Genomic DNA, 13,784 nt, shown 5'->3' with positions numbered 1-13,784 from the left:
AGAACTGTTACATTTCATATAGAAGGAGGTGCTGAAGTGGCGAGGATTGCTGTTGTTGAAGATGATTCATGGATGAGAGAAGAGTTAATGGATATATTGCAAAAAGAAGGGTTTGAAGTAGTAGCAATTACGAACTTTCATGATGTAGTCACTCAAATTGCCACTTTGGCACCAAACTTAGTCTTATTGGACATCAACTTACCGGAACAATCAGGCTTTGAAATATGCAAAAGTCTAAAATCCAAAGGGATTGGTCCCATATTAATGCTTACTTCTAGAGATAAGTTACAAGATGAACTGCATGGTCTTCATTTAGGTGCAGATGATTATCTCACAAAACCATGCAATCGAGACCGATTATTGGCGCGCATTCAGAACTTGCTAAGAAGGTTTGAAGGACAACCAGACTTGATAGATGGTGGCAGTTTTTCACTAGACCCCAATACCTTTACTTTGTACAAGGGATCTCAATCGTTAGTATTGTCAGCTAATGAAGGAAGAATTTTATTGGCCTTAGTACAGAATAGACCTGAAATTGTATCCAAGGCAACACTGAGTGAACTTTTATGGGGAACAGATCAATATATAGACGAAAATGCCCTTCAGGTAAATCTCACTCGCTTGCGAAAAACACTGCGACAATTAAACTTAGACGATCAAATTGAAACCATAAGGGGTAAAGGGTATCGACTGAGGGGGCAAGGGAAGCCATGAAATGGACAAAGCAAATCTATGATTGTTTTCATGCTTACAAGCATTGGTTTCTTATGTTGATGGCTACAAGCCTCCTTTTTAGTTATTTAGCTTGGTTGGCTTATCCTGAAACGTTTCATGTTTTAGTAGGGCTTATGATTGTTTTTACGCTAGCCATGATATCGTTGTCTATATTCATGATCATTAGAAAGCAAAAAATAATCGAAGCTGCCTTTCAAGATTTTTTGTTAGAACCGAATGAGGCGAACGAAGAAAGATTATGCCGGGTATCTCCTAAGACATATTGGTCATTTATCCGTAGAATGGGAAGTGTCATAAGATCATATCAGTCGGAACTTAATGAGCAAGTTACCCAGTTGACCGATTATGAAAACTATATAGAAGGATGGGTTCACGAAATTAAAAAGCCTCTGTCATTGATGACATTGGTATTAGATAACCGCAGTGACGAAATGTCTCCGCTTGTTAGACAACGTATGCTTCATGCCAGAGATCAAATGCTTGGAGACGTAGAGCGAATTTTGTATTTTGCAAGACTTGGAGCTGCTCATAAAGATTATATTTTTGAGCCTCTGCGCATACTAGCCTTTTGTAAGGAAACAATTGAGAACCATCGCACGCTATTAGATGAATCTGCTTTTCAAATACAGTTCATCGGTGAAGAAATGGAGATTTTATCTGACCGCAAGGGATTAGCTTTTATATTAGCACAAATAATCTTTAATAGTACGAAATACGTTGCACAGAATCAGAATAATCCAATGCTGAAGTTTGAAACGGTTTATGATGAAGCGAGTGATCAAACCAGTTTACATATTAGTGATAATGGACCTGGTGTATCTGAAGAGGATTTGCCCTTTATTTTTGACAAAGGTTTTACTGGAGGGCGAGGTACTTATACAAGACAAGCAACAGGTATGGGACTCTTCTTAGTGAGCAAGATGGCTTATGATTTAGCCATTCAGTTGGATGCAAAATCAGAGCTTGGTTCGGGGTTGGTCATATCGCTAATATTTCCAAATGTGAAACAATAAGCTGTCAACCACACATTAATGAGTTAATGATTAAATAATGAGACGGTAGAAAAGCACCACCAATACAAAAAATGGGAGGTGTAAAAGTTGGAAAAAAGATATATAGTTTTTCTCAAATTGGGTTTAGGTTAGCCAACTCCATTTTGATGAATCTTTATTCAAAATGGAGTTTGTGGTTGCTGAGAGGAATTGACTCGAACAAGTTATACCAAAGCCGGGATAATCCATTCCTTAATCAGCGTCCACCTGTCACGAGGATTCATGATGAATGCTGATGCAATGGCTACGACCAGGTCTTGTTCTGGAATACAGCAAATAACATTACCGCCATCTCCCATAGCCAAATAGGCAAAAACTCCGTCCTCTTCGCGTAACCACCACAGATAACCGTAATTATTGGGATTGATTGACGTTGATTCGGCTATCCATGTCCCCGAAATAATCTGCTTATTGTCCCAAAGGCCATTGTTCAAATAGAGTAAACCAAAACGTGCCATATCCCGGGGAATTAGCGTAAGTCCCCATCCTCCAGTGGAATGGCCCTGTGGGTCTTTAACCCATCCTTTCACATTTGTTCCGAACAAATCGTCAAACCCGAATGATTTCATTTCATGATCCGGAATATCTTTCATGCCGATGGGTTTAAATAAATGTTCATTGGCAAACTCACGGGCGCTTTGGCCTGTGATGCGAGTGATGATGGCTGAAAGCAGATGTGCCCCTGCAGTAGAATACTTAAAAACGCCAAGTTTTCCTTTTTGGCCAAGTATATCAAGGGTATACTCTACCCAGTCCGGTTGTACGCATAACTTGTCTAATGGCTCGTGCCAGTCCTCAAACGGATAGGGAGCCGTCATCGTGAGAAGATGGCGTATGGTGATTTCTCGTTTAAGTCTATCGGAAGCATCGGGAACATATTCGGGGAAAAAATCCAGTACCTTCTGGTCTACACTTTTAATATAGCCATTATCTATAGCAATACCAAATAGAGCAGATAATATACTTTTCGTTACAGATGTTACATGATGCGCATCATCCGGGCCATATCCGTTATAATATCTTTCATAAGCAATAGATCCGTTTCTCACAACAACCATACCGTTTATATTGCTGTACTCGGATTTGATTACAGGTTCAAGCTCTGAAAGCTTTTCGGGGTCCATTCCCAAGACGGTCGGGTCTGCGGCTTGCCGCTGCGTAGTTGGCCAATAGTTTCTTTGCATTATAGATACCTCTCCAATAGGCGTAATTTTTTCTTTGCCACATATAGATTTTTCTGCTTCCTGCACCTCATCAAATTCTATATTGGCGATAAAAACAACCCTTAAACGCGGTCGCTCATTCTCGAGTAACTCCGATAGAAGTTTTTCTCATAGGAAAATACACCTCGGTAACCATATTCTCAGCAACAGTGGCTTGATTAGGGTCGGTTACATATACTTCATAGGGTGAATTCACCAATTCATATCCTTCATTTTCTACCCATTCCGTCAGCTTGGCATATACGGATGTCAATTCTGAATAGGAACCCTTTAGAACAGACTTCGCACAAAGACCTCCGGGCAAATCTCTTGTTCCCTTTACAGTCTCCTCTATAGGAATGGCAAACTCCGTATCATTGCGGGCAGGATTGTAATCAGGGCTGTGATAAATCGTCATTGGGGTACCAAGCAAAGTGAGTTTTTCAGCAGTAATCTTTTCATAGAGACGGCTAAAAAACTTTCCATATCCTGCAGCATAGTCATCACTACTCATCATCTGACGTATATAAAGAATATTCATTGGCTCGGTTTCAACGAGCTGTACTTCTATATTGTCAAGGTGTGACATCATGGGTATGCCCTGCTCTAAATTTAAAAGATCATTGCTCATTTGTTTCAGGGTATATTCCAAAGTATTTAGCTTTTCCTGTATTTCCCTTCTCTTGCGGTTAAGGGCAGAGCAAAGCTTCTCTTCGGACTGATCCTCTTCCCATTCCAGAACGGCTTTGATTTCTTCCAGAGAAAAATGATAAGATTTCAAACGGTTGATAAAGAGCATCTTTTTGAGCTGCCTCATGGAATAATACCTATAACCGTTATCTGGGTTAATCTCATCAGGATTAATTAATCCAATTTCATCATAATATCGGAGCGTTTTTGTAGATACTCTGCATATCTTTGAGAATTCTCCAATCGATAGCAAGAGGTCGCCTCCATTCTTCATTTTTTTATACGGACTACATGCTTTGAGTATCGATACTTTATTCAATTCCACTATGCACCTTACCCTAAGGGCAAAGTCAACGGCAAAATAAAAACATAACTTCAACACCGCGGCCCGGCTGCAACCCAGCCCGGTACAGGGTAACAACAAAAACCTCCAATATTAGTGTGCTTATGTTATAGTATTGTGTACAGAGGTCAATCAGGATATAAACGATTGTTAATTACCACCAGTCCGGTTATTCCTAAGGCCATATTGTGGTGAAATATATGGTGAAAAAATAAATCTTATATTAAAGGCAAGTTAATGAAAGAAGGAATCATTCCAAACGGAGGAATGCCCAATATGCTTTTAAAAGAAGAGGTTTACAAAATGTTGAATTGGGGATTCGGAAGTGTAATGGCAACGCAGTTTATTTTTGTGATTGGTCTTTGGTTAAACCATAAATTTGATGCACGTTCATTTGTTTACATCATCATTTATCTGGCTTTATTCACCTTTGCGGGATATAGCCTGCTCATGGCGATAAATACTACGGGGTCGGAGGAAGCGTCGTTTAATCTGACAATCGCAGGGATCTTGTGGGTTCTAAGCGTGTTATTCTTATTACTAAGCATATTTCGCCTTGTAAGAATTAGAAAGTAGAATCTTATTCAAGCAAAGGTATGCTGGGCTACAATTTGGTAAACCTGCAGATTTAATACTTCCTTTAAAAACTTAACTCCATTTTGATGAATTCTTTATTCAAAATGGGGTTTTGTGATTGCCGGCAAATACGGTTTTTCAGCTATCCCATGCTACGACCAGGACTCGTTCCGTACAGCAAATAACATTGCCGCCATCTTAGTGCCATGCATGCAAAAAAACTCCGTCCTTCGCGTAACCATTATAGATAACGGTATTGATAGGACTGAATAAAGGAGGAATTTCAATTGGACTATAATAAAAAGATCAAGGAATATATGCATAAAAATAATATAAATGCAGAACATCTTGAATTGAATGAATCTTGCCACACTGTGGAGGAAGCTGCGAAGGCTGTTAACGGCGCAGTAGACGAGTTTGTTAAAAATATTTGTATGATGGATGACGACGGCCGTTTAATTGTATCGATTGTCAAAGGTGAGGATAGGGCAAGTACGTCAAGGGTAGGCAAAGCATTAAACATAGGCCGGCCTCGATTGGCCGAAGAAGACGAAGTTCTCAAAGGTACGGGTTATCCAGCCGGAGGGGTTCCGTCTTTTGGCTATGACGCGATCTTCTTGATTGACCCGAAAGTAACCGAGTTAGAGTATGTATACACAGGCGGAGGTTCTATCCTTTCATTGGTAAAAATAAGTGTGAGCGAGTTGATGCAAGCCAACCAGGGGACTGTAGTTAGAATAAGAAAATGATAGGGGAGGAAAACTTTGAGAGACGATCTATATAATTGGATGCCTTTATCCGTATAGGAAACCCACTCTCTCTTTTCTAAAATGCGGGGGCATGGCTGAAATCGTCCCTAAACCTTCAATTTCCGGAAGGACATGACTGGATTGAATGTTTATAAGTCTGCAGAGATTCCCATCATAAGGGGACCTTCCTGCCTAAAGTTGGTGGTTGGTCCCCTTGCACTCTATTATGGTGACTATCTCAAAAATTCCTTTTTTACAAATTCAAGTGATGCTTTAATATCGGCATCTAATTTCGCTTCGTCCGCATGATCCGAGAGGTCTCTCCAAACTTTAATATCAGCCCCTACAATTCCCCCCGGTCGAACAAAAGGCTCCATCACTACGTATCCATCATAATTGATGTCACGAAGGGCCTGCCCCATTTCTGCCCAAGGCATATGGCCCTTGCCAGGAACTTTACGATTACATTCGCCAATGTGGAAATGCCCTAAATAGTCACCCGTATATCTAATGGCATCGCCCATATAATCTTCTTCAATGTTCATGTGGAAACTGTCCAGCATTACTTTAACATTATCTTTATTAACATCTTTAACATATTCAACCGCTTCTTTCGCATCATTAACTAGAAATTGCTCAAAACGGTTAAGAGTTTCCACTAACAAGGTGATGTCATATTGGGCCGCATAGTCTGCTAATTCCTGCATACTCTTGATACTTTGTTCCCGAGCGGCCGGTTTATTAATAGGTGCAGAATAATCAGCAGGCCAATAGGAATAGATGGTGCCGCCGATGGCCTTTATTCCAGTTTTATGCAGGGCATCCAAAATCTTTTTCATAAAGGCAATGCCGTTTAGGCGAACGTTCTCATCCTGTGAAGAAACATCGTATTCTTTGGGAAGTCCAATACCGGCAGTTAGAGTGATATTGTATTTCTCGGCTTCAGACTTTAAAGCGTATAGATCTTCGTCAGACATATGGACGATCCCTGCAGCTCCTACTTCTAAAACGTCAAAGCCGAGGTCCGCCACTTTTTTAACATATTGAATATAATCTGTATCCCAGCTTTGCTCCCAATAAGCAAAATATGTTCCAAATTTCATTATTAATGCCTCCAATATAGTGGAATTGAGTGTATATTAAATGTAACTTACAAATCTTAACATACCATCATGAAACGGTTTTCAAATTCAATGACTCGCAATTGAATTCATTATTTATCTATGTTACTATATAGTGACAATGTAATATTAATATGATGATTAAATAATAAGAAGTTTTAAAGTGATCTGTCAAGGGAAGAGCTAATTATTTTACAAAGTAATAGTATACAATTAGAGGTAGCAAGGACCGCTATAAGGATAACTTAATTATGCTTGGGCTTTTAAGAAAGGGCTTTAATATTATGGGAAAACGAGGGAATGATGATATTGAGAAATTTGCAATTGGATAAGTCTGTGCCTATACCATTATATTTTCAGCTAAAGGAGCTTATATTATCAGAGATTAAAGAGGGCCGCTACAAGATTGGAAGCATGATTCCAACGGAAAATGACCTGAGCCATATGTTTCAAATTAGCCGTACCACAGTAAGACAAGCGATAACCGAGCTGGTTCAAGAGGGCTGGTTATATCGTGTGAAAAGCAAAGGCACATTTGTAGCCAAGCCCAAAATTGAGCAAAGCTTCATTCAAGCTTTAGGTTCTTTTAATGATCAAATTGCTCAGTTAGGCAGAACTCCTCACACAGAATTGCTTGACTTTGAAGTGGTCGAACCTACCGAATATGTGGCGAATCAACTCAAACTGCAGCCGAAGGACAAGGTCATCTATATTCACCGTCAACGGTTTGCGGATGATGAGCCTATTGTGATGGTGAAGACTTATCTTCCATATGAAAAATGCAGTTTTGTTTTGGATCATGATTTATCGAAGGAGTCATTGTATCCTGTTCTAGCATCACATGATGATACTCAAATCTATAAAATTCGCCGTTTAATAGAAGCCGTTGATGCGGAAGATTATGATATAAAACATCTGAATCTTAGCAGAGGCCAGGCGATCCAGCAATTTATTTCGGTTGGTTACAATATGTATGACGTGCCGATAGAGTATTCTCTAGCCAGATATCGCGGGGACAGAAACCGGTTCGAGGTGACTATATCCGCAAATCAGAATAATCAATCCAAATAATCCGTATCATCGGATGGTTACAGACTTAGACTTATGAATTGGATCCGGGGTGTGAATGGATGACAAAATATATTTTAGCCCATGATTTAGGCACGTCGGGGAATAAGGCAACTTTGTTTGCTCAAGACGGCAAAATGATTGGAAGTCATGTCGCTTCCTATAATACAGACTATTTCAACGGCACTTGGGCTGAGCAGGATGCAGAGGATTGGTGGAATGCCGTCTGTGTTACAAGCAAGAAGTTAATTGGATCATTAGGTATCCCTCCTTCGGATATTGCCGTTGTCAGTTTCAGCGGGCAAATGATGGGCTGTCTTTGTGTAGATAGAAATGGGGACCCTTTAAGGAAGGCTATTATTTGGGCGGACCAACGTGCTCAGAAACAGGTCGCACAAATTGAAAATCACATTACTCAAAATGATTTTTACCATATCGTAGGGCATCGTAATACGGCATCCTACGGGATTCAGAAACTGATGTGGATCCGGGATAATCAACCGGAAATATACGAGCAAACCTATAAAACATTAAATGCCAAGGATTTCATTGTAGCTCGCCTGACAGGGAATTTCTATACAGATTATTCAGATGGCAACAGTAATGGGTGCTTTGATTTGGTGAATTTGAAATGGTCGGACGAGATTATCGAATATGCCGGAATAGACCCGGATAAGCTGCCTGAATTAAAGCCTTCAACCTTTGTAGCCGGAGGAGTAACCAAGAAAGCGGCGGAAGCTACCGGGTTAGCCGAAGGAACACCAGTCGTTCTCGGCGGCGGTGACGGCGTAACGGCAAGTGTTGGTGCGGGATCAATAAGTCCGGGCAAAACCTATTGCTCCTTAGGAACATCGGCTTGGATTACGACCGCTTCGGAAAAACCGATTTTCGATGATGAAATGCGTACAGTTACATGGGCACATATCGTTCCCGGATTATATGCCCCGAACGGAACCATGCAAACGGCCGGCGGGGCATACCATTGGTTGAAAAATACAATCGGCCGATTTGAAATGCATGAAGCCGAAGTGAATGGCCAATCCGCTTATGATTATATGAATGCACAAATTGAAAAATCTCCTGTCGGCTCGAATGGGGTCATTTTCCTCCCGTATCTTCTCGGGGAAAGAGCTCCGAGATGGGATGCAGAAGCGAAAGGTGCTTTTATAGGCCTAAAATCGGAAAATGAACGGGGAGATCTGATGAGGAGCGTTCTCGAGGGCGTAACCATGAATCTCTCCATTATTTTGGAAATTCTCCGTAAGCAGGTGGATATAGAAGAGATGATTGTCATTGGCGGCGGAGCCAAAGGTGCGGTTTGGCGTCAAATGATGGCCGATATCTATAACGCCAAGGTGATGGTTCCGAATGTGCTGGAAGAAGCAGGCTCCATGGGGGCAGCCGTAACAGGCGGCGTCGGTGTAGGCTTGTATAAGGATTTCAATGTCATTCATAATTTCCTGGAAATTAATCATGTGCATACGCCCGACCCGGAGGCAGTTACAGCCTATCATCCGGTCAAGGAGCTTTTTGACGACTGCTACTTTGCACTGAGAGATGTCTTCGCCAAAATGTCGAAGTAAAGATAGATATATATTGAACTAAAGAATTCATAGATCATGGAGAGGAGAAGGAAAGATGCTTCCAGGGCGAGTTTTGGCTTTGTATTCCTACCATCCGTAGGCCCAATTAATAAATAAGGAATCTGTTGGTTTCGGGGTCCCCGAAAAGTACCTGGAATCGCTTCGAAGCTCATCTTCACTTTTTGGGGAGAGAGTATGATGTTTGAAGCTTCGGAGGCACTTTCCTTTGGAACGGAATGATCCCTTTCTTTAGTGCCACATATTTAGATAGAACAATATATTCAATCAGGTTGGTAACAGCTGACAGAGAGGAAGATAAACATTATGCCCTTAGTTACCACAGAACAAATGTTTAAGGATGCAGAGAAGAGAGGATATGCCATAGCTGCCTTTAACGTAGAAAATTTGGAGATGGTCCAGGCGGTAGTAGAAGCGGCGGAGGAATTAAAATCCCCTGTTATCCTGCAGACATCTGCTAAAACGGTTCAATATGCGAATTTTGCTTACTTTCACGCTCTGGCTAAGGCGGGTGCAGATGGCGCGACCGTTCCGATTGCCCTTCATTTAGATCATGGGAATAGTTATGAACTAGCGATGCAAGCCTTGAGAGCAGGGTATACATCGATTATGATCGATGGCTCTCATGAAGCGTTTGAGGATAACATTAGCCTGTCGCAAAGGGTCGTAGACGCCTGTGCTCCTTCCGGAATCTCTGTGGAAGCCGAACTTGGCAAAGTAGGCGGCAAAGAAGATGATATCGATGGCGGGGATGGCGGGTTAACAGAATCATTAGAAGCCAAAGAATTTGTGGAAAGAACCAAGGTAACTTCTTTAGCTGTAGCCATTGGGACGTCCCATGGCGTATATAAAGGAGTCCCCAAGTTGGATCTGGAGCGTTTAAGCGAAATAAGCGAAGCAGTAAATATACCTTTAGTGTTGCATGGAGGCTCCGGTTTATCCGAAGAATCGATCCAGGCATGTATTAAAAGAGGGATTCGTAAGGTGAATTATGCTACAGAGCTTCGGATCGCATTTACGGAAGGAGTCAAACAGGCCTTATCCGAAACACCGGATATTATAGACCCGAAAAAATTTACTTCAGTGGGACGAGAAAAAGTTAAGCAAATGGCAATGGATAAGCTGAAAATATGCGGAAGTGTCGGAAAAGCTAATTAGTGAAGGATGAAAGAGGCCGTCGAGATGGAAAACCTACTACTGGGAATTGATATTGGAACCTCTGCATGTAAAATTGCTGTTTTTAGCAAAAAAGGAGAGGTGTTAGCTCAATCCAGTCAAGAATACAACATCTACTATCCAAAAGCAGGCTGGGTTGAACAGAATCCGGAGGAATGGTGGAACAGCGTTTGCCTGGGAATTAAAGATTGCCTGGCTAAAGGTAATATAGAATCCTCGGAAATCATTGGAATAGGAATTGCCGGTCAAGGCTGGTCGGCCATACCTGTAGATAAGGATGGAAATTGTTTATCTAACACACCGATTTGGATGGATACACGTTCAAAGGACATTGCCGCCCGTATCGTAAATGAAATAGGCGCCGACAAGATTTTTGATGTGGCCGGCAACGCATTTCTACCTGCATATACTACGTCTAAATTGATATGGTTTAAGGAAACCATGCCTGAAATTTATAATAACACCTATAAATTTTTGCAAAGCAATAGTTATATAGGGATGAAACTCACCGGTGTCATGACATCGGATAAATGTCAAAACTATGGATTGCATTTTTATAACACCAAGACTTGTACCTATGATGAAGAGTTGGCCAACGCAATGGGATTATCCCTTGATAAGGTTCCGGATATTTATCAATGCCATGACATTATAGGAAGAGTGACTAAAGAGGCGGCTGAGCTGACCTCCCTGGCAGAGGGTACCCCGGTTATCGCCGGCGGACTGGATGCAGCCTGCGGAACATTGGGGGCAGGTGTCTATCTTCCCAAACAGACCCAGATCCAAGGGGGACAGGCAGGGGGGATCAGTATTTGTGAGGATCAGCCGATGGCACATCCTCAATTAATCTTTGGCCCTCATGTCGTTCCGGATTTGTGGTTGCTGCAAGCAGGGACCGTTGGCGGCGGAGGAGTATTACGGTGGTTTAAACAACAGTTCGGAGATGAAAAGTCCTTTGATGAATTAACCGCTCTGGCAGAAGAAGTTCCGCCAGGGTCAGATGGGGTTACTTTTCTGCCTTATATGGCTGGTGAACGTTGTCCGATTTGGAACCCTGATGCCAAGGCTGTGTATTATGGGCTCGGTTTCGATAAAACGAAAGGACATATGGTTCGGGCCGCTTTGGAAGGTGTAGTTTTCTCCGTTCAACATAATTTAAAAGTAGCAGAAGAAGCTGGAGTTAATCTCCGTGAGTTAGATTTTAGAGCAATGGGCGGAGTTGCAAATAGCGAATTATGGGTACAGATTTATGCAGACGTTACCGGATGCAGAATCAGTGTACCTGCTTCAGATACGGCCACTACGCTTGGGGCTGCACTTTTGGCAGGAGTAGGCGTTGGCTTATATGAACATTTTGAAGAAGCAGTTGGGGAAACGGTCAAAATAACGAGAGTTCAAGAACCTGACATGGAGAACCATAAAATTTATCAAAAATCAATGGAACTTTACTTAGAGCTCTATGAAAATTTAAAACACACTTTCAGCAAAGATTTTTCGCAGATGTAAGGGAGTGAATTCACCATGAAAGCAGGAGTACTGTACGCTAGAGAGGATTTGAGATATGAAGATATTCCAACGCCCTCTCCCAAAGCAGGAGAAGTATTGATTAAAGTGAAATATACCGGAATATGCGGTTCTGACCTCCCAAGGGTAAATGGAGATGCATCTCATTACTATCCGAATGTTTTGGGGCATGAATTTTCCGGTGTCGTTACTGAAATCGGAGAAGGTGTAGAAAGCTTAAAAGTGGGAGATAAAGTAGCGGGTGTTCCTCTCGTTCCATGTTTCAAATGTGAAGATTGCCAGAAAGGGGATTATGCTCTTTGCAAGCATTATAGTTTTATTGGTTCAAGACAATTTGGCAGCTTTGCCGAATATGTCGTTGTGCCGGCAAAAAATGCTGTGAAGTTTGACGATTCCATCAGCTTTGAGCATGGGGCCTTCTTCGAACCGATTACTGTCGCCTTACATGGACTGAATCGATTAGACTATAAGGCCGGGGGAACAGTGGCCATTCTAGGCGGGGGAACGATCGGTTTATTCACCATGCAATGGGCGAAGATCTTTGGAGCAAGCAAAGTAGTTGTATTTGATATTAGTGATGAACGATTGGGGCTTGCCAAAAAGTTCGGAGCGGATGAGTGCGTTAATACCTTGGAAGAGGGTTTTATTGAACACGCCAAATCATTCACCGATGGCAGAGGGTTTGATTATGTTTACGAAACAGCAGGAAATACAGCTACTATGAAAATGTCCTTTGAATTGGTGGCTAATAAAGGGGGAGTCTGTTTAATTGGGACCCCTACTAAGGAAATCTCCTTTACCGTAGAGGAATGGGAAAATCTCAATCGTAAGGAATTCAACTTGACGGGCTCATGGATGTCCTATAGTTCGGAATTCCCCGGTAAAGAGTGGGAGCTGACAGCTCATTATATTAATACTGGCGAGTTTAAGCTGGATGATTCCTTTATTTTCCAGAAAGTTCCTTTAAGTGAAATAGCAGATGCATTCAAAATGTTCAAAACACCTGGCCTTGTAAAAGCCAAGATCTTAATCGATAGTGAAAAGTAAATCCGATTTTTATAAGGCGGACTGGATAAAAGATACGAAGGTCGTGCCGAAGAAATCATTTATGGGTAATTATGTCATTACAATACAATATTATGATTAAGGAGATTGGGTTGTATGGATACTCTAAAAAAATTATTTTCACTGGAAGGCAAGGTAGTTCTTATTACCGGAGGAGCGCAGGGAATTGGAAAAGCCGTTGCCGAGCATATTGCGGCGGTAGGTGCAGATATTGTTATTTTTGACCAACAGGCGGAAAAAGCGCAGGCTACAGCGGATGCTATAGCAAAGGACCATCATTGTAAAGCCATCGCAATCGGAGTGGACGTTACAAAACCGGATGAGGTTGCCGCAGCCATTGAACAAGCGGATGCAGAGATGGGTAAACTCGATTGTTTATTCAATAATGCAGGAATTGTGATTCAAAAGCCGGTCGTTGATTTGACTCCGGATGAATGGCTGAAAGTTATTAATGTAAATCTAAACGGTGTTTTCTTTGTGGCCCAAGCATTCGGAAGATATTTGATGGCTCGCAATAAGGAAGGGGCTATCGTTAATACTGCTTCTATGTCCGGTACTATCGTTAATTACCCGCAGCTGCAGGCATCTTACAACACATCCAAGGCAGGTGTTGTTCAATTGACAAAATCCCTTGCCGTAGAATGGGCGGATAAGGGAATAAGAGTGAACTGTATAAGTCCGGGCTATATCTTTACTGAGTTGACCTCCTTTGTCAGACAAGATTGGCAAGATTTATGGAAAGAGTTAACTCCTGTTAAACGGATGGGCAAACCGGAAGAATTGGCGGGTGCGGTCATTTATCTTCTTTCCGATTCAGCATCCTTTGCAACCGGAACCGATTTGATTATAGACGGCGGCTTTACCATTGTTTAATACGGATGA

At 41.8% G+C, this 13,784-nt stretch carries 13 protein-coding genes; 10 read left to right on the top strand and 3 right to left on the bottom strand.

The window, feature by feature from the left end; translation table 11 throughout:
* Nucleotides 1-36: 36 nt before the first annotated feature.
* Nucleotides 37-714 carry a response regulator transcription factor gene (locus KJS69_RS20435; RefSeq protein WP_213585650.1) on the top strand — a complete coding sequence of 226 codons (678 nt, stop codon included), beginning with the start codon at nucleotides 37-39 and terminating at the stop codon, nucleotides 712-714.
* A complete protein-coding gene (locus tag KJS69_RS20430) occupies nucleotides 711-1,748 on the top strand; it encodes a sensor histidine kinase (protein ID WP_213585649.1) in 1,038 nt (345 codons plus the stop codon). The genes KJS69_RS20435 and KJS69_RS20430 overlap by 4 nt, the downstream gene beginning before the upstream one ends.
* 203 nt (nucleotides 1,749-1,951) lie before the next feature.
* On the opposite strand, the gene KJS69_RS20425 is transcribed toward KJS69_RS20430, so the two are convergent.
* Nucleotides 1,952-2,971 (bottom strand): serine hydrolase domain-containing protein, encoded by a 1,020-nt coding sequence (locus KJS69_RS20425; protein WP_213585648.1) that lies wholly within the window; start codon nucleotides 2,969-2,971, stop codon nucleotides 1,952-1,954.
* 115 nt (nucleotides 2,972-3,086) lie between these two features.
* Nucleotides 3,087-3,932, bottom strand: coding sequence for a MerR family transcriptional regulator (locus KJS69_RS20420; protein ID WP_213585683.1), 846 nt, complete (start codon nucleotides 3,930-3,932; stop codon nucleotides 3,087-3,089).
* 327 nt (nucleotides 3,933-4,259) lie between these two features.
* On the opposite strand from KJS69_RS20420, the gene KJS69_RS20415 reads away from it, so the two are divergent.
* Both KJS69_RS20415 and KJS69_RS20410 read left to right on the top strand, forming a co-directional pair.
* The gene (locus tag KJS69_RS20415; protein WP_213585647.1) at nucleotides 4,260-4,598 is read left to right on the top strand and encodes a hypothetical protein; all 339 of its coding nucleotides are present in this window, start codon (nucleotides 4,260-4,262) and stop codon (nucleotides 4,596-4,598) included.
* Nucleotides 4,599-4,885: 287 nt separating this feature from the next.
* On the top strand, nucleotides 4,886-5,347 hold the full coding sequence (locus KJS69_RS20410) for an aminoacyl-tRNA deacylase (protein ID WP_249730631.1): 462 nt from the start codon (nucleotides 4,886-4,888) through the stop codon (nucleotides 5,345-5,347).
* 233 nt (nucleotides 5,348-5,580) lie between these two features.
* Here the strand turns inward: KJS69_RS20410 and KJS69_RS20405 are convergent, their stop codons facing one another.
* Complete coding sequence (locus KJS69_RS20405) at nucleotides 5,581-6,450, bottom strand: D-psicose 3-epimerase (RefSeq protein WP_213585646.1); 870 nt, start codon at nucleotides 6,448-6,450, stop codon at nucleotides 5,581-5,583.
* A 318-nt stretch (nucleotides 6,451-6,768) separates the two neighbouring features.
* On the opposite strand from KJS69_RS20405, the gene KJS69_RS20400 reads away from it, so the two are divergent.
* The 6 genes from KJS69_RS20400 to KJS69_RS20375 all read left to right on the top strand — a co-directional run bounded on the left by KJS69_RS20400 (nucleotide 6,769) and on the right by KJS69_RS20375 (nucleotide 13,775).
* Entirely contained in the window at nucleotides 6,769-7,539 is a 771-nt protein-coding gene (locus KJS69_RS20400; protein ID WP_213585645.1) for a GntR family transcriptional regulator, read from the top strand.
* A gap of 59 nt (nucleotides 7,540-7,598) precedes the next feature.
* The gene (xylB, locus tag KJS69_RS20395; protein WP_213585644.1) at nucleotides 7,599-9,119 is read left to right on the top strand and encodes a xylulokinase; all 1,521 of its coding nucleotides are present in this window, start codon (nucleotides 7,599-7,601) and stop codon (nucleotides 9,117-9,119) included.
* A gap of 324 nt (nucleotides 9,120-9,443) precedes the next feature.
* Complete coding sequence (locus KJS69_RS20390) at nucleotides 9,444-10,295, top strand: class II fructose-bisphosphate aldolase (protein WP_213585643.1); 852 nt, start codon at nucleotides 9,444-9,446, stop codon at nucleotides 10,293-10,295.
* Nucleotides 10,296-10,319: 24 nt separating this feature from the next.
* Nucleotides 10,320-11,819: a xylulokinase gene (locus KJS69_RS20385; protein ID WP_213585642.1), complete on the top strand. Its 1,500-nt coding sequence runs from the start codon at nucleotides 10,320-10,322 to the stop codon at nucleotides 11,817-11,819.
* 15 nt (nucleotides 11,820-11,834) lie between these two features.
* Entirely contained in the window at nucleotides 11,835-12,884 is a 1,050-nt protein-coding gene (locus KJS69_RS20380) for a galactitol-1-phosphate 5-dehydrogenase (RefSeq protein WP_213585641.1), read from the top strand.
* Nucleotides 12,885-12,998: 114 nt separating this feature from the next.
* Nucleotides 12,999-13,775 (top strand): SDR family oxidoreductase, encoded by a 777-nt coding sequence (locus tag KJS69_RS20375; protein ID WP_213585640.1) that lies wholly within the window; start codon nucleotides 12,999-13,001, stop codon nucleotides 13,773-13,775.
* Nucleotides 13,776-13,784: the final 9 nt, after the last annotated feature.

The organism is Paenibacillus sp. J2TS4, from assembly GCF_018403245.1.
Lineage (GTDB): Bacteria > Bacillota > Bacilli > Paenibacillales > NBRC-103111 > Paenibacillus_L.
Note: the sequence above shows the minus strand (reverse complement) of the source record. Positions and strands in the feature narration are given on the sequence as shown.